General features: G+C 71.1%; 23 protein-coding genes. 19 read left to right on the top strand and 4 right to left on the bottom strand.

Translation table 11 applies throughout. The annotated features are described in order from the left end of the window. The 12 genes from ACNAW0_RS24985 to ACNAW0_RS24930 form a co-directional block, all read left to right on the top strand. On the top strand, nucleotides 1–604 hold a 604-nt coding region (locus ACNAW0_RS24985), incomplete at its 5' end, for an RNA-guided endonuclease InsQ/TnpB family protein (protein ID WP_416290441.1). 109 nt (nucleotides 605–713) lie between these two features. Beyond that, nucleotides 714–1025, top strand: a complete 312-nt coding sequence (locus ACNAW0_RS24980; RefSeq protein WP_416290440.1) for a class I SAM-dependent methyltransferase — start codon at nucleotides 714–716, stop codon at nucleotides 1023–1025. A 62-nt stretch (nucleotides 1026–1087) separates the two neighbouring features. Further along, nucleotides 1088–1594, top strand: a complete 507-nt coding sequence (locus ACNAW0_RS24975; protein WP_416290439.1) for a MarR family winged helix-turn-helix transcriptional regulator — start codon at nucleotides 1088–1090, stop codon at nucleotides 1592–1594. 128 nt (nucleotides 1595–1722) lie between these two features. Beyond that, complete coding sequence (locus ACNAW0_RS24970) at nucleotides 1723–1899, top strand: hypothetical protein (RefSeq protein ID WP_416290438.1); 177 nt, start codon at nucleotides 1723–1725, stop codon at nucleotides 1897–1899. A gap of 494 nt (nucleotides 1900–2393) precedes the next feature. Then, nucleotides 2394–3527 (top strand): N-acetylmuramoyl-L-alanine amidase, encoded by a 1134-nt coding sequence (locus ACNAW0_RS24965; RefSeq protein ID WP_416290437.1) that lies wholly within the window; start codon nucleotides 2394–2396, stop codon nucleotides 3525–3527. A gap of 88 nt (nucleotides 3528–3615) precedes the next feature. After that, nucleotides 3616–4200, top strand: a complete 585-nt coding sequence (locus ACNAW0_RS24960) for an IS607 family transposase (RefSeq protein ID WP_416290436.1) — start codon at nucleotides 3616–3618, stop codon at nucleotides 4198–4200. After that, nucleotides 4197–5567 (top strand): IS607 family element RNA-guided endonuclease TnpB, encoded by a 1371-nt coding sequence (gene tnpB, locus ACNAW0_RS24955; protein ID WP_416290435.1) that lies wholly within the window; start codon nucleotides 4197–4199, stop codon nucleotides 5565–5567. Before ACNAW0_RS24960 ends, tnpB begins: the two co-directional genes overlap by 4 nt. A gap of 140 nt (nucleotides 5568–5707) precedes the next feature. Then, nucleotides 5708–6121: a VOC family protein gene (locus ACNAW0_RS24950; RefSeq protein ID WP_416290434.1), complete on the top strand. Its 414-nt coding sequence runs from the start codon at nucleotides 5708–5710 to the stop codon at nucleotides 6119–6121. A gap of 114 nt (nucleotides 6122–6235) precedes the next feature. Further along, nucleotides 6236–7315, top strand: a complete 1080-nt coding sequence (locus tag ACNAW0_RS24945) for an endonuclease/exonuclease/phosphatase family protein (RefSeq protein ID WP_416290432.1) — start codon at nucleotides 6236–6238, stop codon at nucleotides 7313–7315. Between the two features lie 101 nt (nucleotides 7316–7416). Further along, on the top strand, nucleotides 7417–8163 hold the full coding sequence (locus ACNAW0_RS24940) for an ABC transporter permease (protein ID WP_416290431.1): 747 nt from the start codon (nucleotides 7417–7419) through the stop codon (nucleotides 8161–8163). 48 nt (nucleotides 8164–8211) lie between these two features. Then, on the top strand, nucleotides 8212–10359 hold the full coding sequence (locus ACNAW0_RS24935; protein WP_416290430.1) for a glycogen debranching N-terminal domain-containing protein: 2148 nt from the start codon (nucleotides 8212–8214) through the stop codon (nucleotides 10357–10359). Nucleotides 10360–10440: 81 nt separating this feature from the next. Further along, the gene (locus tag ACNAW0_RS24930; RefSeq protein WP_416290429.1) at nucleotides 10441–10944 is read left to right on the top strand and encodes a DUF2231 domain-containing protein; all 504 of its coding nucleotides are present in this window, start codon (nucleotides 10441–10443) and stop codon (nucleotides 10942–10944) included. Nucleotides 10945–10989: 45 nt separating this feature from the next. Here the strand turns inward: ACNAW0_RS24930 and ACNAW0_RS24925 are convergent, their stop codons facing one another. Further along, the gene (locus ACNAW0_RS24925) at nucleotides 10990–11391 is read right to left on the bottom strand and encodes an ester cyclase (RefSeq protein WP_416290428.1); all 402 of its coding nucleotides are present in this window, start codon (nucleotides 11389–11391) and stop codon (nucleotides 10990–10992) included. Nucleotides 11392–11544: 153 nt separating this feature from the next. Between ACNAW0_RS24925 and dinB the strand changes: the two genes are divergently transcribed. Genes dinB through ACNAW0_RS24910 form a run of 3 tightly spaced genes read left to right on the top strand, consistent with a single transcriptional unit; the run spans nucleotide 11545 to nucleotide 14003 of the window. Beyond that, nucleotides 11545–12732, top strand: a complete 1188-nt coding sequence (gene dinB, locus ACNAW0_RS24920; protein ID WP_416290427.1) for a DNA polymerase IV — start codon at nucleotides 11545–11547, stop codon at nucleotides 12730–12732. A gap of 22 nt (nucleotides 12733–12754) precedes the next feature. Then, nucleotides 12755–13150, top strand: a complete 396-nt coding sequence (locus ACNAW0_RS24915; protein ID WP_416290426.1) for a VOC family protein — start codon at nucleotides 12755–12757, stop codon at nucleotides 13148–13150. A gap of 43 nt (nucleotides 13151–13193) precedes the next feature. Next, nucleotides 13194–14003, top strand: coding sequence for a TIGR02452 family protein (locus tag ACNAW0_RS24910; protein WP_416290425.1), 810 nt, complete (start codon nucleotides 13194–13196; stop codon nucleotides 14001–14003). Nucleotides 14004–14084: 81 nt separating this feature from the next. Here ACNAW0_RS24910 and ACNAW0_RS24905 read toward each other — a convergent pair whose 3' ends face one another. Genes ACNAW0_RS24905 through ACNAW0_RS24895 form a run of 3 tightly spaced genes read right to left on the bottom strand, consistent with a single transcriptional unit; the run spans nucleotide 14085 to nucleotide 16382 of the window. Continuing rightward, nucleotides 14085–15068, bottom strand: a complete 984-nt coding sequence (locus tag ACNAW0_RS24905) for a transporter (RefSeq protein WP_416290424.1) — start codon at nucleotides 15066–15068, stop codon at nucleotides 14085–14087. After that, the gene (locus ACNAW0_RS24900; RefSeq protein ID WP_416290423.1) at nucleotides 15065–15955 is read right to left on the bottom strand and encodes an ABC transporter ATP-binding protein; all 891 of its coding nucleotides are present in this window, start codon (nucleotides 15953–15955) and stop codon (nucleotides 15065–15067) included. Before ACNAW0_RS24900 ends, ACNAW0_RS24905 begins: the two co-directional genes overlap by 4 nt. A 19-nt stretch (nucleotides 15956–15974) precedes the next feature. Continuing rightward, on the bottom strand, nucleotides 15975–16382 hold the full coding sequence (locus tag ACNAW0_RS24895) for a GntR family transcriptional regulator (protein ID WP_416290422.1): 408 nt from the start codon (nucleotides 16380–16382) through the stop codon (nucleotides 15975–15977). Between the two features lie 205 nt (nucleotides 16383–16587). Here ACNAW0_RS24895 and ACNAW0_RS24890 point away from each other — a divergent pair, with 205 nt between their 5' ends. The 4 genes from ACNAW0_RS24890 (at nucleotide 16588) to ACNAW0_RS24875 (ending at nucleotide 19851) form a co-directional block, all read left to right on the top strand. Continuing rightward, nucleotides 16588–17916, top strand: coding sequence for an RNA-guided endonuclease InsQ/TnpB family protein (locus ACNAW0_RS24890; RefSeq protein ID WP_416290421.1), 1329 nt, complete (start codon nucleotides 16588–16590; stop codon nucleotides 17914–17916). Nucleotides 17917–18090: 174 nt separating this feature from the next. Next, nucleotides 18091–18570 (top strand): DNA glycosylase AlkZ-like family protein, encoded by a 480-nt coding sequence (locus ACNAW0_RS24885; protein WP_416290420.1) that lies wholly within the window; start codon nucleotides 18091–18093, stop codon nucleotides 18568–18570. A gap of 258 nt (nucleotides 18571–18828) precedes the next feature. Beyond that, the gene (locus tag ACNAW0_RS24880) at nucleotides 18829–19239 is read left to right on the top strand and encodes a hypothetical protein (RefSeq protein ID WP_416290419.1); all 411 of its coding nucleotides are present in this window, start codon (nucleotides 18829–18831) and stop codon (nucleotides 19237–19239) included. Nucleotides 19240–19254: 15 nt separating this feature from the next. Next, nucleotides 19255–19851 carry a cell wall protein gene (locus tag ACNAW0_RS24875; protein WP_416290418.1) on the top strand — a complete coding sequence of 199 codons (597 nt, stop codon included), beginning with the start codon at nucleotides 19255–19257 and terminating at the stop codon, nucleotides 19849–19851. Nucleotides 19852–19877: the final 26 nt, after the last annotated feature.

Below are 19877 nucleotides of genomic sequence, written 5' to 3'. Positions count from 1 at the left end.
GGGCGAGGCGGCCCGGCTCAAACGGTTGCAGCAACGCCTGTCCCGGTCACTGCGGGTGCATGGCCGTAACCGTGGGTCGAAGCGCCGGGACGCGGTACGTGCCGAGATCGGGCGGCTCAACGCCCGTATCCGGCACCGGCGGGCCGACTTCGTCACGCAGGAAGCCGTACACCTCGTGCGCGACCACGGCCTGGTCGCCGTCGAGCGTCTGCGGATCAAGGATATGACCGCCAGCGCACGGGGAACCGTTGAGCAGCCCGGCCGGAATGTGAAGGCCAAGGCCGGCCTGAACCGGGCCATCCTGTCCAAGGGCTGGGGTGGGTTCCTGCTCAAGCTGGAGCATGCCGCCCGCTACCACGGCGCACACATCGAGAAGGTCAACCCTGCGTACACGTCGCAGACCTGCCACGCCTGCAAGCACGTCGCCCCGGAATCCCGCGAGAGCCAAGCGGTCTTCCGATGCGTCGCCTGCGGACACCAGGACCACGCCGACGTCAACGCGGCCAAAAACATACTCACCGCCGGGCTGGCGGTAACAGGGCGTGGAGACCTCGCCATTGGGCGGTCCGTGAAGCGCCAACCACCCGCAAGGCTCGCGGCATGAACACGCCACAGCCACGGGAATCCCCCGCCCTCAGGCGTGGGGAGGAAGTCAAGCGTCGGATGGCGATGCGCAGGTGCGCCGCGCTGGTCGCGGCGGGACGGGTCGTGATATGGCCGGGCTCGGCAAGGGCATTCGAATGGCGGACGAGTCGTTCGATCACGTCGTGTCGGTGAACAACGTGGTGTTCTGGGACGACATACCGGCCGGATTCGCGGAGCTGCGCCGAGCGCTGCGCCCAGGCGGCACGGCCGTGGTGGCGTTCCACAGTGGTGCCGGGCGATCGCGGCGGGCTCGGCGCATCGGGCTGACCGAAGATGCCGCAGTCCGGCTACAGGCGGACATGGGCGCGGTGTTCGGTCCCGTCACCCGGCACGATCTGACGCACCTCGTTGCGTTCTCGGCGGTCTGCGGCGCGTGGTAGGCGGCGCGGATGCGGGCTTTCGAGGGACCAGACGCAACGGCAGAGGCTGCAAAGATGGCAGCATGCAACCTCCCGCTCCGGGCAGCGAGAAGGCCGCCGTCGAGGCGCTCATGGCGGCCAGCCGCGCCTTCGTCGGCCTCGCCGCCCGCTCGCTGGCCGACCTCGACGCCGAGGTCACCCTGCCGCAGTTCCGGGCGCTCGTCGTGCTGGCCACCCGGGGACCGCAGCGCGCCGTGGACATCTCCGCCGAGCTCCAGGTCGCGCCGTCAACCGGCACCCGGATGTGCGACCGCCTGGTCCGCAAGGGGCTGGTCCGACGGATCCGCTCCACGAGCGACCGCCGGGTGGTACGCCTGCGGCTCACCCCCGCCGGGCGGGCCTTGGTCCAGGATGTGATCGGCCGCCGGCGCGCGGAACTGTCCCGGATCGTCGCCGCGACCTCGGCGTACTGGCAGCCGGCGGTGACCGAGGCGCTCGCCGCGTTCGCCACGGCCGCCGGTGAGGTGCCCGGGCAGGAGTGGTGGCTCGGTTTCACCGCGCCGGAGAGCTCCGCGGAGGACGAGGGTTGACCGCAACGGCGAAGAATCCCAGGTCAGGCCCTGGTCGTGGTGCTTGCACAGTGCAATGATGGGTGTATGCAAGGGGCGGTGTGACGGCACCGCCGGCGAGCGTCACGACCAGTGACGGGAGGCACGCCATGGACCGCTACGGACACCACGAGGTTGCACGCATCGACGACACGGTCACCCCGGACACCCTGCACGATCGGGCCGTGCGGGTCGCCGTGCCGGACTTCGACTACCTCACCCAGATCATCGAGGGGCTCATGGACCGGTTCAGCCCGCCCTACCCGGCCCCGACCGCACGGAACTGACCTCCAGGGCCCGTCGCCTCCAACACGACACCCGGCGGGTTTCCGTCGGCGGCCATGTGCGGGAAGGCCGCGTAGCGCAGCACCTCCGCGTCGGCGGCCTCGGTCGGGCAATGGTCGGGTTGTACGTGTGAGTCATCGAAACTTCCCACGGGCAGTCTCGCCGCGTCGCCCCATCGAGTCGAACGACGAGTCGTGATCGGATCAATCGGGGAGCCCCGCCTCCTCGCGCCCCGGATCCGGCTCTCGCTCGCACCGCGCGGCGCGTCCGATGAGGACCGGCGCGCGGACCGATCCGGCCGGCGCCACCCTGCCCGAGTTGACCAGACTGGCACGCATTCGACCGTCCGCGCCTGGACATCGGGTAGGCGGAGATCGATTCTTGCCCCGCCAACCCCTAGCGCTGCACGCATCGGTGGCAATATCCTCCGTCTCACGCTCGGCCCTTGAAGTTCCTTTTCATGCCCTGGTTCACGGCCGGCCGCGGAGGAGACAAGATGCACTTCAACCATCCTGAGCTGGACCGCCGTACCCTGCTGCGAGCCGGCCTCGGCGCCGCCGCGGTCGCGGTCGTCGGGACCGAACTCGCGTTCCCGGCCGCCGCGCAGGCCGCGCCGGGTGCGGACCTCGACTGGATCATCAGCTGCGACGAGTGGGGCGCCCGGCCGCCGGCGGATCCGCTGTCGATCAGCGCGATCGCCACCAACAAGATCATCGTGCATCACATGGAATTTCCGAACAGCACCGACTACTCGCAGGAGCACGCCAAGCAGCTCGCCCGCGACTGCCAGGACCTGCACATGGACGGGAACGGCTGGTCGGACACCGGCCAGCACTTCACCATCAGCCGGGGCGGCCACATCCTGGAGGGCCGCCACGGCAGCCTGGAGCGCCTCCAGGCCGGCGACCGGCAGATGATCTCGGCGCACTGCCCCGGCGAGAACGGCCGGGCCATCGGCATCGAGAACGAGGGCACCTACTTCACCGGCACCCCGCCGCAGGAGCTGTTCGACTCCCTGGTCAAGCTCTGCACCACCATCTGCCAGCAGTACGGGCTGCAGGCGCACGACATCTTCGGCCACTGGGACTTCCGGGCCACGGACTGCCCCGGCGTGATGTTCTACCGGGAGTTCCCCACCCTCCGCCGCCGGGTCTTCGCCAACCTCGGCACCAACCTGGCCGACGTGCCGGCCCGCCGGTGGCCGGACATCTGGCGGTTCGTCGGCGGCCCGGTCGTCAAGGTCGCGCAGTACCTGCTCACCTACCGCGGCTACACCGTCCCGGTCAACGGCGTCTTCAACGCGGCCACCGTCGCCGCCGTGCAGGACTGGCAGGCCCGCAACGGCATCCCGGTCGACATCGACGCCACCCTCACCACGGCGACCTGGGAGACCCTGGCACCCGAGCTGGACAAGGACGCGACCGGGATCCCGGTCAGCGCGGTGCAGTTCATGCTCAACTCCAAGGGCTACGCCGACGTCGCGATCACCGGCGAGTACGACTACGTGACCAAGAAGGCCCTCAAGGACCTGCAGCACCTGCACGGTCTGGAGCCGAACGGCAAGGTCAGCACCACCACCTGGTGCGCCCTGGTGGGGGGCGTGGTGCGTCAGTCGTTCCAGAAGGACTGACCGACGCACGCGGGGAGGGCGGTGGGGGCTAACAACTGCTAGCGGTTTGAGTAGTCCCTAGTGGACGTGGGCACGCTATGGTGTTTGGGTGAATTTGAAGGAATGGGCGGCGTCTCAGGGCATCGCGTATGTCACCGCGCGGCGGCAGTACGCGGCTGGGACGCTGCCGGTTCCTACCTACCGGCTGGGTCGACTCATCATGGTGGGCGAGCCGCTACCCGCGGCCTCGGCTGGCGGCGAGCGAGTGGTGGTGTACGCCCGGGTCTCGTCCGCCGATCAGCGTACGGACCTGGACCGACAGATTGCTCGGGTCGTCACGTGGGCGACCGGGCAGGGTCTGTCGGTGTCGCAGGTGGTGACCGAGGTCGGGTCCGCGGTGAACGGGCATCGCAAGAAGTTCCTCGCCCTGCTGCATGACCCGACGGTGACGACCATTGTGGTGGAGCATCGGGACAGGTTCGCCCGCTTCGGCGCCGAGTACGTCGAGGCGGCCCTGGCCGCGCAGGATCGCAAGCTGTTGGTGGTCGACCCGGCGGAGGTCGACGATGACCTTGTCGGGGACGTCACGGAGATCCTGACCTTGCTGTGCGCGCGTCTCTACGGTCGCGGGGCCGCCGCGGATCGGGCGCGTCGAGCGGTTGAGGCCGTCACCACGCGGGACGGGTCGGTGTGAAGACGTTTCAGGCGTACCGGTTCGCGTTGGATCTGACCGCGGCGCAGGAGCGGGTGGTGCTGGCGCACGCGGGCGCGGCCAGGGTGGCGTACAACTGGGCTCTGGCCAGGGTGAAGGCCGTCATGGATCAGCGTGGCGCGGAACGCACCTATGGCGTGCCCGATGAACTGCTGACCCCGACCCTCGGGTGGAGCCTCGCTCAGCTGCGCAAGGCGTGGAACGCGGCGAAGCCCGTGGTGGCGCCGTGGTGGGCCGAATGCTCTAAGGAGGCATACAACACCGGCCTGGACAACCTGGCGCGCGGCCTGAAGAACTGGTCCGACTCTCGCGCCGGGAAACGCGCTGGCGGGCGTGTGGGATTTCCTCGGTTCAAGTCTCGGCGTCGCGCCACTCCCAGTGTCCGGTTCACCACGGGCGCGATTCGGGTGGAGCCGGACCGTAAGCATGTGGTGCTGCCCCGGTTGGGTCGGCTGAAGACTCACGAGTCGACCCGCAAGCTCGCCCGCCGCCTGGAAGCGGGCACGGCCCGAATCCTGTCGGCGACCGTACGTCGCGGCGGCGGGCGGTGGCATGTCGCATTCTGCGTCGAGGTCGACCGGGTCGTACGCGCCCCGACGCGCCCGCGGGCGGTGGTCGGCGTCGATGTTGGGATCACCCATTTGGCGGTGCTGTCCACCGGCGAGATGGTGCCCAACCCCCGCCACCTGGACGAGGCCGGCCAGCGGATGCGGCGTCTGGCCCGGCAGATGTCGCGGCGGGTCGGCCCGGACCGGCGTACCGGTGCGCGGCCGTCGAAGCGGTGGGAACGCGCCCGCCGGCAGGTTGCCCAGGCGCATGCGCGGGTGGCGAACCTGCGCCGCGACGGCCTGCACAAACTCACCACCCGCCTCGCCGGCAGGTACGGCACGATCGTGGTCGAAGACCTCAACGTGGCCGGTATGCTGCGCAACCGGCGTCTGGCCCGCAAGGTCGCGGACGCCGGGTTCGGCGAGATCCGCCGGCAGGCGGCGTACAAGGCCGAATGGAACGGCGGCCGGCGGATCCTCGCTGACCGCTGGTATCCCTCCAGCAAAACGTGTTCGGACTGCGGTGCGGTGAAAGCCAAGCTGCCGCTGCGTGTGCGAACCTACCGCTGCGACTCCTGCGGCCTCGTCCTCGATCGGGACTTGAACGCCGCACGTAACCTTGCCGCGCTCGCGCGTGAGGTCACCACCGCCGGGAGTGGCCCGGTGGCAGGACGTGGAGCCGACCATAAGACCCGCCCCGGCGGGCCGGTGGCTGTGAAGCGTCAACCCGGCGCCGCCCATGCGGGTAAGACCGGGACCGTCCCACCGCAAGGCGGGACATGCCGATCAGTCGCACACTAGAGCGCACTGAGAGGTAACGGTGTCAACGGTGCCATCTCCATCGCATTCCCGGCCCGATCCCCGCGACTCGCCCGTTCCCGCCTCGTTGTCCACCGGGGGCGGGGCCGTGATGGCCCTCGCCAACGACAGAGGAGGGTCCCATGGCGTCTCGGCTCAACCCGTACCTGAGCTTCCGGGACAGCGCCCGGCCGGCGATGGAGTTTTACCAGCAGGTGTTCGGCGGCACGCTGACGGTGGCCACCTTCGGCGAGTCCGGCAACCCGGATCCCGCCATCGCCGACAAGGTCATGCACTCGCACCTTGACACCGACCGTGGCTTTACCCTGATGGCCTCCGACACCCCGTCCGAGATGGACCTCACCGTCGGCAACAACATCTCGGTGAGCCTGAGCGGGGACGACGCCGACGAGCTGCGGGGTTACTGGGACAGGCTCTCCGACGGCGCCGTCATCTCCGTCCCGCTGGAGAAGCAGATGTGGGGCGACGAGTTCGGCATGTGCGTGGACCGGTTCGGCATCGGGTGGATGGTGAACATCAGTCAGCCGCAGCCCTGATCCGCTCCGGCCAGGGGACGTCGCCCGAACGGCGGTGTCCATGATGGTCTTCCCGGCGTTAGCGTACGCAGGGTTCCCGCCGACGCGGGCACTCCGGCCGGAGAGGACCCGAGTATGGACGGCACCTCACATCGCAGATACCTGACCCGGCTGGTCGCCGCGGTCGCCGTCGTGGCGGCCAGCCTGGGGCTCATCGCCCCGCCGGCGTACGCGCAGGCCGGGCCCAAGGTCGCCGTGATGACCCGTAACCTCTACCTGGGTGGGGATCTCACGCCGTCGATCGCCGCGCCGACCCTGCCGGCGTTCCTGGCCACCAACGCGGCCCTGCTGAGCCACGTGGACATGGTCAACTTCCCGGCCCGGGCGGCGCTGATCGCCAAGGAGATCCGCGAGCGTGACCCCGACCTGGTCGGCCTGCAGGAGGTGGCGCTGTGGCGTACCGGGCCGATCGGCGACCCGGCCCCGGCCACCCAGGTCCGGTACGACTACCTGGCGCTGCTGATGGCCGAGTTGGCCGTCTCCGGTCACCCGTACGACGTTGCCGTGGTGCGCGAGGAGGCCGATCTGGAGGCCCCGGCCGGGGCACCGCACAACCTGGACGTCCGGCTCACCATGCGGGACGTGGTCCTGGTGCGACACGGCGGCCGGATCACGGTGACCGGCACGTCGTCCGGCAACTACGTCAACAACCTGCCGTTCCCGCTGCCGGCCGTCGGCGACACCGTCACGAGCACCCGCGGTTGGACGGCGGTGGACGCGGTACTGGGCAGTCGGTCGTTCCGGTTCGTCAACACCCACCTGGAGGCGTTCCACCCAGGTGTGCGGCTGCTGCAGGCGCAGGAACTGCTGCGCGGACCGCTGAACGTGTCCGGACGGCTGATCCTCGTCGGTGATCTCAACACCGGCCCCGAGTTGCCCGTCCCGGACAACCGGCTCGCGTACTTCGCCCTGGTGGCCGGCAAAATGGTCGACACCTGGCCGATTCTGCACCCCGGCGACCCCGGTTACACCTCGGGGCTGGGTGACGACCTGACCCAGCCGGCCGACGACGTCGAGCACCGGATCGACATGGTGATGTTGCGCGGCGCGGTGGTACCGGTGGCCAGCGAGGTCTTCGGCACGCAGCGCCGGACGCCGGACGGGCGGTGGGCGTCGGATCACCTGGGCCACCAGGCGGTGCTCGCGCTTCCGTAAGCGGCGTCCTGGGCGCGGGCGGGGCGGTCCGAATACGATCACCGGGTGGCCGGGGCGCAGCACATCCCGCACGTGCGGCCGCACCGGTCGGCGGTGCGGCGATGAGCAGCGGCACGGTGCCGGTCGGGTCGACCCTGGTCGCCGCCCTGTTCGGGCTGACCGCGGCGGCCGCCGCCGTGCTGCGGCTGAGCGGAGTCGGCCACGGCCGGGCGGTCCTGACCGCGGCCGTCCGGGCCACCGTGCAGCTCGGCGTGGTGTCGTTGGTCATCGTCGCCGTGCTGCGTGCCTGGTGGAGCACCGGGGTGTTCATCCTGCTCATGTACGTGGTCGCCAGCGTCACCGCCCGCCGGCGGATCGGGCCGGCCTGCCCGCGCCGGGTCGCCCCCCTCGCGATCGCGGCCGGGGTGGTGCCGAGTCTCGGCGTGCTGCTGGTCAGCCGGGCGCTGCCGGCGACCCCGCTGGTGGTGCTGCCGACGGCAGGCATCCTGATCGGCGGGGCGATGACCGCGGCCAGCCTCGCCGGCCGGCGGACCCTGGACGAGCTGCGTACCCGGCACGGCGAGTACGAGGCCGGGCTGGCCCTGGGGCTGCTCCCCCGCGACGCGGCACTGGAGATCTGCCGACCGGCCGCCGGGCAGGCGCTCATCCCCGCGCTGGACCAGACCCGCACGGTCGGGCTGGTCACCCTGCCGGGCGCGTTCGTCGGCGTGCTGCTGGGCGGGGCGGGGCCGCTGGAGGCCGGGGCGACCCAGCTGCTCATCCTGCTCACCCTCCTGGCGGTCGAGGCGGCGGCGATCGCAGTGGCCCTGGAACTGCTCGTCCGCGGCCGGGCCCGCGCCGCGCCCTGAGCCCGCCCGAGCGGGTGTACCGGGAACGCGAACGGGTACAGGCGGCCGATGACCAGGGTCCGCAACCTGCGCGTCCGGCCCGACCTGCTCTACGTCGCGAGCGGGTGGAGCACCCTGGTCACCGACGTACGGGGCCGGATCAGCGGCGTCGATCCGCAGGGCTTCTTCGCCCGCAACACCCGCGTGCTCAACGTCGAGAGGATCACCGTCGACGGTCGGGAGCCGATCCCGTTCGCCGCCGCGAACGTGCATGGGCACGCCCAGCTGACGTACGCCGAGCTGGGTGATGGGGAGGCGCTGCCGTCGCGCGCCGCGTACCTGCTCACCGAGCGGTTCGTCGGCCCGGGGCTGCGTACCCGGTTCACCGTGGTCAGCTACGCCCAGCAGCCGCTGCGATTCCCGGTCCGCATCCGCGTCGAGGCGGACTTCGCCGACACCAGCGAGGCGGAGACGGGCCACCGGCTGCAGACCGGCGACGTCGGCGCCGGATGGGACCGGGCGACGGGGGAACTGCGCCTGACCTACCTGCGCGACGACCTCGACCGCGCGGTCGTGGTCCAGATCCGGGCCGACACCCCCGTGACGTACGCCGACGGCGCGTTCGCCGTCGAACTCGCGGTGCCGCCGCGCGGCCACGCCCGGGTGGAGCTGCTGGTGGAGCCGCTCTTCGACGGGGCACGGCTGCCCGCTCCCCCGCCGACGTTCACCGAGCCCGACGACACCGCCGCCCGGGCCCGGTCCCGGCTGATCGGCGAGCTGGCCGATTTGAGCAGCAGCAACTTCGACGTGACGGCGGCGTGGCGGTGCGCGACGCACGACCTGGCGGTGCTGCCGCTCGGCGAACCGGCCGGGCCGGCGGCGCCGATCGCCGGGTTGCCCATCTACCAGGAGATCTTCGGTCGGGACACGATGACCGCCTCCTGGCAGGCGCTGCTGGCCGGTCCGACCATGCTGGCGGACAGCCTGCGGCTCATCGCCGGGCACGTGGGCGAGCGGCTGGACGACTGGCGCGACGAGGAACCGGGCAAGCCGCTGCACGAGGCGCGGCAGGGTCCGGTCTCCGCGCTCGGGTTGAACCCGTTCACCAGCTACTACGGCGACTGGTCGACTGCGCCGGACTTCCTGGTCTTCCTCGGGCAGTTCCTCGCCTGGACCGGGGACCTGGACACCGTGCGGGAGCTGCTACCGACGGCCCGGCGGGCGCTGGGCTGGCTCGAGCGGTACGGCGACCCGGACGGCGACGGCTTCCTGGAGTACCACCGCCGCTCCCGGGCGGGGCTGAAGAACCAGGGCTGGAAGGACTCGGACACCGCGATCGTCGACGAGGACGGCCGACTGGTGGCCGATCCGATCGCGACCAGCGAGTTGCAGGGCTACTGGTACGCCGCACTGCGGCACGCCGCCGTGGTCTTCACGGTGACCGGCCATCCGGCGCGGGGCGCCGCCCTGCTGGCCCGGGCCCGGGCGCTGCGCCGCCGTTTCCATCGGGCGTACTGGCTGCCCGAGCGGGGCTGCTACGCGATGGCGCTCGGGCCGGACAAGCGGCCGGTGCGCTCGACCAACTCCAACGACGGGCATCTGCTGGCCTGCGGCATCGTGCCGGCCCGGGCCGCCGCGCTGGTGGCCGACCGGCTGCTCGCACCCGACATGTTCAGCGGCTGGGGGGTGCGGACGTTGTCGGCCGACCACCCCGCGTACAACCCGTTCAGCTACCATCGGGGCAGTGTCTGGCCGGTGGAGGCCGGCACGATCGGCGTGGGGTTGGCCCGTTACGGCTGCTGGCCGCATCTGCACCGGCTGGCCGAGGGGATGTTCGCCGCGGCGGCGCTGTTCGAGGAGCACCGGCTGCCCGAGGTGCTCAGCGGGCTGCCCCGCGACCCGGCTCACCCGCACCCCGGCGTCTACCCGAACTCCTGTTCCCCGCAGGCGTGGTCGGCGAGCGCGATCGTCGCGCTGGTCCAGGCGCTGCTGGCGCTGCGGCCGGCCGCGCCGCTGCGCACGATCTTCGTGGATCCGCATCTGCCCGAGTGGCTGCCGGACCTGCGGCTGGAGGGCGTACGGGTCGGGCACGCCACGGTCGACCTGACGGTGCGACGGCGGCGGGGCGGGCGTACCTCGGTGACCGCGCGCGGCGACCGGCTGGCGGTGATCCGGCGTGCGCCACGCCAGGCGGTCTCCATGCGCCGGCGGGTGTAGCCGGGGCCGATCCGGGAATCCGGCCCGGAACTGGGGCGCATAATCCGGCCCGGAACTGGGGCGCAGACGAAAGGGACAGAAATGGAGAGTCGTGCCAAGGCCTTGGGCCACGGGATCCATCCCATCCTGATCGTGTTCCCGTTGGGGCTGCTGGCCACCGCGGTAATCTTCGACATCATCTACCTGGCCACCGACCGGGCGGGATTCCAGATCTCCGCCGCGTACACGATGGGCATCGGCATCATCGGCGGCCTGGTCGCGGGGGTGTTCGGTTTCATCGACTGGATGGGCATCCCCTCCGGTACCCGCGCGAAGCGGGTCGGCGCCGTGCACGGCCTCGGCAACGTGGTGGTGCTGGCGCTGTTCGCGGCGAGCTGGTTCCAGCGGCTGGCCGCCACCAACTGGGAACCGCGTGCCGCGGCCCTGATCTGCAGTTTCGTCGGCATCGCGCTCGCCGTGGTGACCGGCTGGCTCGGCGGTGAGCTGGTCGAGCGGCTCGGGGTCGGCGTGAGCGACGAGGCGGGCGTGAACGCCCCGAACTCGCTGCGCCGGTCCGCCGGCCGGCCCCGGACCCGGGGCGCCTGAGAAGACTGAGCCGGCGCGCGGCGGCTGAGCCGGCCGCGCGCCGGCTCAGCCGAGCCCGATCTGCTTCATGAAAGTGGTCAGGTCGTAGAAAAGGTTCTCCTCTACGATCTTGCCGTCGACCCAGCGGGCGACCGTGCAGAAGTCCACGTCGAAGGACTTGCCGGTGGGCGGGATCTGGCTGCCGTCGGGGCCCGTCATGGTGCCGGTGAAGCGGGCGATGGAGCAGGTCCACTCACCCGAGGCGAACAGCACCTTGTACGGCCGGTTGCCGAGCCGCTGGTCGGGGAACGCGGTGAAGAAGTCCTTCGCCTCGGCCTCGTGGTTGTCCCGGCCGTGTGTCTCGGGCTTGCCGGGCCACCGGACCACCACGTCCTCGGTGTGGCGGCTGTTGAACGTCTCGAGATCCTGGGCGTTCCAGGCGTCGTCGAGTGTCTGCATGAGTTCCATGTTTCGCTGCTCGGCACCCATCACCGGTCCCCGTATCCGTCGACGTCACCCGCGACGCCGTCACGTTATCGGGTTTTTCGATGCATTTCAGGAAAATTCGTCCGAGCCCGACAACCTCCACACCTCTTCGAACAAATGTGCGAACATTGCTCCATGCCGAGCGACGCCACGATCCTGCACGCCGACCTGGACGCGTTCTACGCGTCGGTCGAGCAGCGCGACGATCCCCGGCTACGCGGCCGACCCGTGATCGTCGGCGGCGGGGTGGTCCTAGCGTGCAGCTACGAGGCAAAGTCGCGCGGGGTGCGCAGCGCGATGGGCGGGCGGCAGGCCCTGCGCCTGTGCCCGGAGGCGATCGTGGTGCCGCCACGCATGGCCGCGTACACGGCGGCGAGCCGAGCCGTCTTCGAGATCTTCCGGCAAACCACTCCGCTGGTCGAGGGGCTGTCCATCGACGAGGCGTTCCTGGACGTGGACGGGCTGCGCCGGCTGGCCGGCCCGCCCGTCGACATCGCGGCGCGGCTGCGTCGGGAGGTACGCGGGCGCGTCGGCCTGCCGATCACCGTGGGCGTGGCGCGGACGAAGTTTCTCGCCAAGGTGGCCAGCGGGGTGGCCAAACCGGACGGACTGCTTGTCGTCGAGCCGGAGCGGGAGCTGGCGTTCCTGCACCCACTGCCGGTGGAACGGCTGTGGGGTGTCGGGCCGGTCACCGCGGGGAAGCTGCGCGACCGGGGCATCCATACGGTGGGGCAGGTGGCCCGGCTGGACGAGGCGACGCTGGTGTCGCTGCTCGGCAGCGGCGCCGGCCGGCACCTGCACGCCCTCGCCCACAACCGCGACCCCCGCCGCGTGCAGGTCGGGCGACGACGGTCGTCGATGGGCGCCCAGCACGCGCTGGGTCGGCAGCCGCACTCCCCCGCCGAGCTCGACGCCGTGCTGGCCGGCCTGGTCGACCGGATGACCGGGCGGATGCGCGCGGCGCGGCGCACCGGCCGCACGGTGACCCTGCGGCTGCGCTTCGCCGACTACACCCCGGCGACCCGCTCGCACACCATCGACAAGCCGACCGCGCAGACCGGGCCACTGCTCGAGGCCGCCCGCGCGCTGCTACGCGCAGCGCTGCCGGAGATCGAGACCCGAGGCGTGACGCTGCTCGGGGTGTCCGTCGCCAACCTCGACGACGGGCACGTGCAGCTGACGCTGCCGTTCAACGGCGATCCAGGCGCGGAACTGGACGCCGCGATGGACGCGGTCCGGGACCGGTTCGGGTCGACGGCGCTGACCCGGGCCGTGCTGCTCGGACGCGATCCCGGCCTGGAAATGCCCCGCCTGCCGGACTGACGCCCGGGGGTAGGGTCCGCGCATGTCGATCTTCCGAACTCCGCAGGTGATCCTGTTCAGCGAGGACGTCACTCGGGCCGCCGCCTTCTACACCCGGCTCGGGTTCACCGAAACCTTCAGGGTCCCCACCGAAGGCGAGCCGATCCACGTCGACCTAACCCTCGACGGCTACCGGCTCGGCATCGCGTCGGTCGCGTCCACCCGGGACGACCACGGCCTCGACCCGGTGCCGTCGGGCCAGCGCGCGGCAGTCATCCTGTGGACCGACGACACCGCCACCGCGTACGCGACGCTCACCGACGACGGCGCGCCCGCGCTGGCCGCCCCGCACGTCTGGCTCGACCGGCTGCTCATCGCCTGGACGGCCGACCCGGACGGCAACCCGATCCAGCTCGTCCAGCACCTGCCGGCCCGTTAACCGGTCGTCGCGGCGCCAGCCGCTGCCGCACAATCAGACGATCATGATTACGCGCCTGCGGGCCATCGCCCGCGACACCCTGGACATCCTCGACGCCGGCCGATACATCAACGGCCGGGGCGAGACGGTGCACCTCGCCGATCCGGTACGCGCCGCGGTCGCCGGCACCCGCCTGCACCTGCCTGACGACCCGCTGCCCACCCCGCCGGTCGACGGCGCCGGGCCGGCGGTGGAGGTGACCGGGGAAAGCACCCTGCTGGCCGCCCGGCGCCTGGCCGCCGACGGGGACGTCGCCGCGCTGGTCTTCGCCTCGGCAAAGAACCCGGGCGGCGGATTCCGCACCGGCGCGCAGGCCCAGGAGGAGAGCATCGCCCGAGCTTCCGCACTCTTCCCCTGCCTGATGTCCGTCCCGGAGTTCTACTCATTCCACCGCGAGCAGCGGGATCTGCTCTACAGCAACCGGATCATTCACTCGCCCCGGGTGCCGGTGTTCCGCGACGACAAGGGGCGGCTGCTCGACGACTTCCACGAGGTGTCGTTCCTGACCGCCGCCGCGCCCAACCGCGGCGCGGTGCTGCGCAACCAACCCGCCGACACCGACGAGGTCGGGCCGGTGCTGCGTATCCGGGCGCGTGGGGATGCGGAGTCTTCCGCAACGACCCGGCGACGGTGGCGGAGGCGTTCGCGCTCGCCCTCGGCGACGCGGCGGGCTGGTTCGACCAGGTCACCTTCGCCGTGCTCGACCGGGCCGACGGGCCGGTGCGCGCGGCGTTCGCCACCCGCTTCGATCTGGCCTGACCGGTGGGCGCCCAGCGGTGACGGCCCACGCACGGACCCAGCGGATCGACGGTGACGCGGGGCCGCACCGACAGGTCGGCGCCTGGTACGCGTGATCGCCGGACCCGGGAGGGACCGGCGATCACCGCTGGTGCGACTATGCGATGCGGCGGATCCTGCGGATGGCGAAATAGACCAGGAGCAGCGCGAGCGCGACGAAGATGCCAGTCTCGATGCCCTGGAAGAGCCAGAACCGGCTCCCCGGTTGGTAGAGCTGCCAGTTGTAGGCGCCCGGCCCGAGGCCCAGCTCAGCACCGCAGGCCTCGCCGGTCGGCCCGCCACCCGGCGGGCAGCCGATCTGAGCGTCTTCCGCCACCATTGCCCCGTCGGCGTTGCGGACCCCGCTGGCGAGGACCCAGTCGCCACGGGACATGATCGGTTGGGCCCCTTCCACGGGCGAGGTGAGGGTGAGTGCGGGCTGGTAGTGCGGCCTGGCCAGGACCGCCAGTGCCGCTCGCACGCCGACGAATCCGACGAGGGTGACGGCCATGGCGGGAAGCATCCGCCGCCAGACGGTGCCGGCAAAGATGCCGAGCGCCACGGCGAAGAGGGTGTAGCCGACCGGAACGACGCCGACCAGGTCGAAGACCATGACGCCCATCCGGCCCTCGTGCGCGGCCTGGGTCAGGGGACTGGCCCACCACGACATGCCCAGGCCGTAGCTGATCGCGAGGGCGACCGTGACCGCGCCGACCAGGCCGAACTTCACCAGCGCCCAGTGGGTGCGGCCGACGCCCTGAGTCCAGGCGAAGCGGTGGGTTCCATGTTCCACCTCTCGGGCGACCAGCGGGGCGCCCCAGAACAGGCCGACCAACATCGGCAGGACGAGCAGCAGGACGGCCACGAGATTCAGGCTGCCGTACCGGTTCGTGAACTGGCGGAACGCCCCGTCGCAGGTGCGCATGGCCTCCGGGGCCGTGTCGGTGTTGGCCGCTTGGCGCACGCAGTCGGACAGGCCGAGGTCGGCGAACGTGTGCCGCATCGACAGGCCGATCGGGATCATCAGGGCGGCGAGCGCCGCGAACGCGATGAGGGTGAACAGGAGTTGTTTGCGGTGTTGCCGCCAGGCCAGCCAGATCATGCCGGCACCCCCCACTCGGTGTGGCTGGTCATTGTTTCCCCGTCGGCGAGGTAGGCAAGGATGATGTCCTCAATGGTGACTTCCCGGACCGCCCAGGAGGGGTCGTCGATCGGCCCGTCGGTGCGGACCAGCAGCGTGGACTGTCGGTCGGTGTGGCTGGCCCGGACCACGGCAGCGACGCCGGCGGGCGGTGTGCCGTCGTGTCGAGGGCCGATCAGTTGCCGGTGCCCGGCCGCGATCTCGTCGACCGTGCCGGTGAGTTGCACACGGGCGGATTGCAGCACGATCAGGTAGTCGCAGACCCGTTCCAGGTCCGCCAGCAGGTGCGACGAGAGCAGGACGGTGGTGCCGGCGTCGGCGACGCTGCCCATCAGCGACTGGAGGAACTCCCGACGGGCCAGCGGGTCAAGGCTGGCGACCGGCTCGTCGAGCAGCAGCAGCCGGGGCCGTTTGGCCAGTGCGAGCGCGAGCGCCACCTGGGCGCGTTGTCCACCGGACAGTTTGTCGACCGGCCGGTCGGGTGGGATGCCGAGCTGGGCCAGCCGGTTGCGGGCCAGGGCCGCGTCCCACCGCCGGTTCAGCTTCGCGCCCGCGGTGACCAGTTCGGCGGCGCTGAAGTCCCGGTACAGCGGGGTGTCCTGTGCGACGAATCCGATGTCGGCCAGGGTGCTCGTGTTGTTGTAGGGCGACTGGCCGAATACCCGCACGGCCCCGGCGTCGGGCCGGAGCAGGCCGACGGCCATGTGCAGCAGGGTGCTCTTGCCCGCGCCGTTCGGGCCGACAAGGGCGGCGATCCGCCCGGCGGGCAGGCGCAGCGTGCAGTCCCGCAGCGCCCATGTGCTGCCGTACCGCTTGCCTAACTGGTCGGCCTCCAGGACCACGTCCATCCTCTGTCCTCTCCTCCGCTCACGCGGGCTCCTTCTGCTGTGCTTCGTCGGCGAGCGCGGCCCGCATGGTGGTCTCCACCAGGGCGACGACGTCCTCGGGGGTGAGCCCCGCGGACCGCGCCCGGTGCAGCCACGCCACCAGGTCCTCGCGCAGCTCGGCCTGGTTGGGCAGGGACGCGCCCGCCAGGGTGCGCTCGACGAACGTGCCGACCCCGGGTCGGCCGCCGACCAGGCCCTCGATCTCCAATTCGCGGTACGCCTTGAGCACCGTGTTCGGGTTGATCGCCAACGACTGCGCGACGTCGCGAACCTTCGGCAGCTGGTCGCCGGGCACCAGCAGGCCGACCCGCAGCGCCTGTTTCACCTGCTGCACCAGCTGCATGTAGGTGTTCACCTTCGACCGGCTGTCCAGCACAAACTCGATCACGCAGGACGATCCTCTCTATTGTCCTACGGCAGTAGAACTACAGGACAGGGTTGCGGCGATTGGAGCCACTGTCAAGGGCTTCCACGGCGTGTCGCACGATGGGAGGACGGGGTCCTCGCAGTCCTCGCCCGCCAGATCATCAGGCCGGGCCGAGGACGCCGCGCGTGGGCAATCCTGTCGGTGGCAGACCGTACCCTGGCCTGCGTTGGCTTCGATCGGCCGTGCGCAGGTGCTCGGCTTCCGTGCCCAGCAGCTGGACCGGGGAGCGGCCGTGGAGGAAGGGGGGCGGGTCGTGAAGGTCAACCGCGGGCATGTGCGTCGCCTCGCTCTCACCTCGGAGCAGGCCGCCGCTCTTGACGTTCAGGGGCATGCCGCCCGCGCGATGTGGAACCTGCTGCACGCGTGGTGGACGTGGGGTGGCAAGGGTCGACGGCCGAGTCTCCAGCAGGCCGACGATGCGATCCGTCAGGCCCGTAAAGACATCCCTTGGCTCGCGGATCTTCCCGCGCAGGCTGCGCAGCAGGTCTTGAAGACGTACGTGCGTGCGTGGAAGAACTGCTGGGAAGGCCGCGCCTGTGCGCCGGAGTTCAAGGGCCGCCTGCGTTCCCGCATGTCCGTGGATGTGCCGCAGGGCCGCGACCTGGCGGTTACCCGCCTGTCCCGCCACGTTGGGCAGGTGCGCATCCCCAAGGTTGGTGTGGTGCGGTTCCGCTGGTCCGGCCCGATCCCCGGCGTCGGCCGCGAGTCGGGACGCGTTACCGGCGCCCGCCTGGTCAAGGACGTGCTGGGCTGGCACATCGTGTTCCGCACCGAAGTGGAGGTCGAGACGCCGGCGCAGCACCCTGGCCCTGCGGTCGGGATCGACCGGGGCGTCAATGTTGCCCTGGCCCTGTCCGACGGCAACGACCAGCACCACGGCCCGTGGCTGCGACCGAAAGAGGCCGAACGCCTGCTGCGGCTGGAACGTAAGGCGGCCCGGCAGAAGCGGGCACGTCAACCGTTGCAGCGCACGTCGAACCGTCTGCACCGCACCTATGACCAGATCGCCGGGTTGCGCGCGAGAGCCAAGCGCCGCCGCCACGACTGGCAGCACCAGACCACCACGAAACTCGCCGGCACCTACGGCATTGTGGTGGTGGAACGCCTGCGGATCACGAACATGACCCGATCGGCGAAAGGCACCACCGAACAGCCGGGCCGTAACGTGCGGCAGAAAACCGGCCTCAACCGGGCCATGCTAGACGAGGCGCACGCCCGCACAGTCGCCCTGCTGGAGTACAAGCTGACCGAGCGCGGCGGGCAACTGCTGCCGGTGCCCGCCGCGTACACGTCGCAGACCTGCTCGACCTGCGGGCACCGCGACCCAGCATCCCGCGCCGGTATCCGCTTCGCGTGCACGTCATGCTGTTGGACCGGCCACGCCGACACGAACGCGGCAGTGAACATTCTCCACGCGGCCGGGCTTGGCCGTGTACGGACGTGGAGCCCCACACCTGAGGGCTGCGAAGCGTCAACCACCCGGCGGGCCGCATGAACGCCGCCAGGAATCTGCCCTCTTCAAGGGGCAGAGGATGTCAAGAGATGCCGTTCCGGCTTGCGGCGGTACGCGCCGGGCTGGAGCTGCGGGCCGGCACCTCCCCGCCGGTGCTGCAACCCATCGGCGGTTTCCGGCCGGCGGACCACGTGCCGGAGCGGTTCGACCTGATCCGTGCCTACCTGCGGCTGCTCGGCCCGGCCACCCCCCAAGCACGTCGCCGACTACCTCGATGCGCCGGTCAAGGACGTCAAGGCCCGCTGGCCGGCCGACGCCGTCGAGGTGTCCGTCGCCGGCGAGACCCGCTGGTTGCTGTCCGCCGACGCCGACCGGTTCGACGCGCCACGGCCGCAACTGGTCCGGCTGCTCGGGCCGTTCGACCTGTTCCTACAGGCCAAGGACCGGCCGCTGATGGTCGACGACCCGGCCCGCGCCAAGGTCCTCTGGCCGGTGCTCGGCTGGCCGGGCGCGGTCGTCGCCGACGGTGAGATCAGCGGCACCTGGCGGCCGCGCCAGGCTGGCGGAAAGCTGACCGTGCAGGTGCAGATGTGGTCCGCGCCGTCCCCCCGTATGCGGGCCGCCATCGAGGAGCAGGCCGAGCGGTTGGCCGCGCACCGGCAGGTCCGACTGGTCAAGGTGGACTTCGTCGCCTGACGCCTCGACAGCGGGAGATCGGTGCCGTCCCGGACGGGCAAGCGCAGAGTTGCATCCTCGGGCTGCCCACGTGGGGCCGGCCGCTGCCCCGGGACAGAGCCGGCGCGACGGGCCCGGTCGGCCCGGGTGGCGACGTCAATTCCGCGCACGCAGGAAATCTTCTGCCTGGACGTTGACTTCTGGTTATTTCCGACACAACAATCCTCATCTATATCGACACTTGTCGCTGTCGATTACCGACGATGGGAGGAGGTACCCATGGCAGCTCTGCAAGGCGAGATGTCCTGGTTCTGCTGCGGCAGCGCCTGGGGTCCCTGCGGCACCGCGGGCGGAGGCGCCTGCGGCACCTGCAAATCCGGCAACTACCAGCACGCCTGGCCCAACGCCTCGGACGCATGCTTTTCCATCACCCGCCCGGACGCCTGCGGCGTCAGCATGAGCCGCCGCACCTGCGGCTTCCGGCACTACACCACCAACCCCTGCAGCGGCCTGCGGGTCGGCACCACGATCGCCGACTGCGGGCCCCGCACCGTCTCGTTCTGCGGCGAGCGCACCTGCTGCGGCGCGTCCTGCGGCACCAACCGGATCATCGACCTGACGCCCGCGGCGTACAGCGCCATCGCCAGTCTTTCCACCGGGCTGCGGCCCTGCTCGGTCGACATCGTCTGAACGGAGGGCGCCACGATGAACCAGACTGTGAACCGTCGGCGGCTGCTCGCCACCGCCGCGCTCGGAGGCGTGGTCGGCGCCACCGGACTCGGCTCACTCGCCCCCGAGGCGGCCTTCGCCGCCGAGCCCGTCACCGTCGAACCCGGCGCGGCGGACCCGAACTTCGCCGAGGGCCGGATCAGCAAGATCTCCGGCCACATGCTGCTGGTCACCGGCTCGGACACGGTGCTGCACTCGATCCGGGTCACCGACGGCACGAGCATCTGGAAGCTGAACCCGACCACCTTCGACCAGATCGCCGTCGGGGACGGCCTCTACGCCCGCGGCCTCCGCCTGCCCGACGGCACGCTCGCCGCCGACTCCATCTGGGTCAACATCGTCAACCTGCACGCGCACATCGCGTCGGTCGGCCGCAACGTGCTGCACCTCGACCACCAGGGCCGCCGGATCGTCGCGCACGTCGTGCCGGGACGATCCGCCGCGGTCTACAACGGCACCCCGGCGGTCAGCGACATGTCGCTGCTGCGGGTCGGCCGGCACGTCCAGGTGCTCGGCGCCTGGCATCCGGACACCAACGAGATCAGCATCGCCACCGTCTACGCCGCCGCCTGACCGACGACGCCCGGGTGGTGCGCGCG

The sequence above is a fragment of the Micromonospora sp. SL1-18 genome (genome assembly GCF_047921505.1).
Lineage (GTDB): Bacteria > Actinomycetota > Actinomycetes > Mycobacteriales > Micromonosporaceae > Micromonospora.
This window is presented reverse-complemented; position numbering and strand designations above follow the sequence as displayed.

Bases quoted from the DNA above. Each gene is read 5' to 3' on its own strand.
- ACNAW0_RS24925 (WP_416290428.1), bottom strand. From the start codon at position 11,391: ATGGAACTCATGCAGACACTCGACGACGCCTGGAACGCCCAGGATCTC.
- ACNAW0_RS24875 (WP_416290418.1), top strand. From the start codon at position 19,255: ATGAACCAGACTGTGAACCGTCGGCGGCTGCTCGCCACCGCCGCGCTC.
- ACNAW0_RS24945 (WP_416290432.1), top strand. From the start codon at position 6,236: ATGGACGGCACCTCACATCGCAGATACCTGACCCGGCTGGTCGCCGCG.
- ACNAW0_RS24910 (WP_416290425.1), top strand. From the start codon at position 13,194: ATGATTACGCGCCTGCGGGCCATCGCCCGCGACACCCTGGACATCCTC.
- ACNAW0_RS24980 (WP_416290440.1), top strand. From the start codon at position 714: ATGGCCGGGCTCGGCAAGGGCATTCGAATGGCGGACGAGTCGTTCGAT.
- ACNAW0_RS24880 (WP_416290419.1), top strand. From the start codon at position 18,829: ATGGCAGCTCTGCAAGGCGAGATGTCCTGGTTCTGCTGCGGCAGCGCC.
- ACNAW0_RS24950 (WP_416290434.1), top strand. From the start codon at position 5,708: ATGGCGTCTCGGCTCAACCCGTACCTGAGCTTCCGGGACAGCGCCCGG.
- ACNAW0_RS24940 (WP_416290431.1), top strand. From the start codon at position 7,417: ATGAGCAGCGGCACGGTGCCGGTCGGGTCGACCCTGGTCGCCGCCCTG.
- ACNAW0_RS24905 (WP_416290424.1), bottom strand. From the start codon at position 15,068: ATGATCTGGCTGGCCTGGCGGCAACACCGCAAACAACTCCTGTTCACC.
- ACNAW0_RS24930 (WP_416290429.1), top strand. From the start codon at position 10,441: ATGGAGAGTCGTGCCAAGGCCTTGGGCCACGGGATCCATCCCATCCTG.
- ACNAW0_RS24975 (WP_416290439.1), top strand. From the start codon at position 1,088: ATGCAACCTCCCGCTCCGGGCAGCGAGAAGGCCGCCGTCGAGGCGCTC.
- ACNAW0_RS24965 (WP_416290437.1), top strand. From the start codon at position 2,394: ATGCACTTCAACCATCCTGAGCTGGACCGCCGTACCCTGCTGCGAGCC.
- ACNAW0_RS24935 (WP_416290430.1), top strand. From the start codon at position 8,212: ATGACCAGGGTCCGCAACCTGCGCGTCCGGCCCGACCTGCTCTACGTC.
- ACNAW0_RS24970 (WP_416290438.1), top strand. From the start codon at position 1,723: ATGGACCGCTACGGACACCACGAGGTTGCACGCATCGACGACACGGTC.
- ACNAW0_RS24900 (WP_416290423.1), bottom strand. From the start codon at position 15,955: ATGGACGTGGTCCTGGAGGCCGACCAGTTAGGCAAGCGGTACGGCAGC.
- ACNAW0_RS24915 (WP_416290426.1), top strand. From the start codon at position 12,755: ATGTCGATCTTCCGAACTCCGCAGGTGATCCTGTTCAGCGAGGACGTC.
- dinB (WP_416290427.1), top strand. From the start codon at position 11,545: ATGCCGAGCGACGCCACGATCCTGCACGCCGACCTGGACGCGTTCTAC.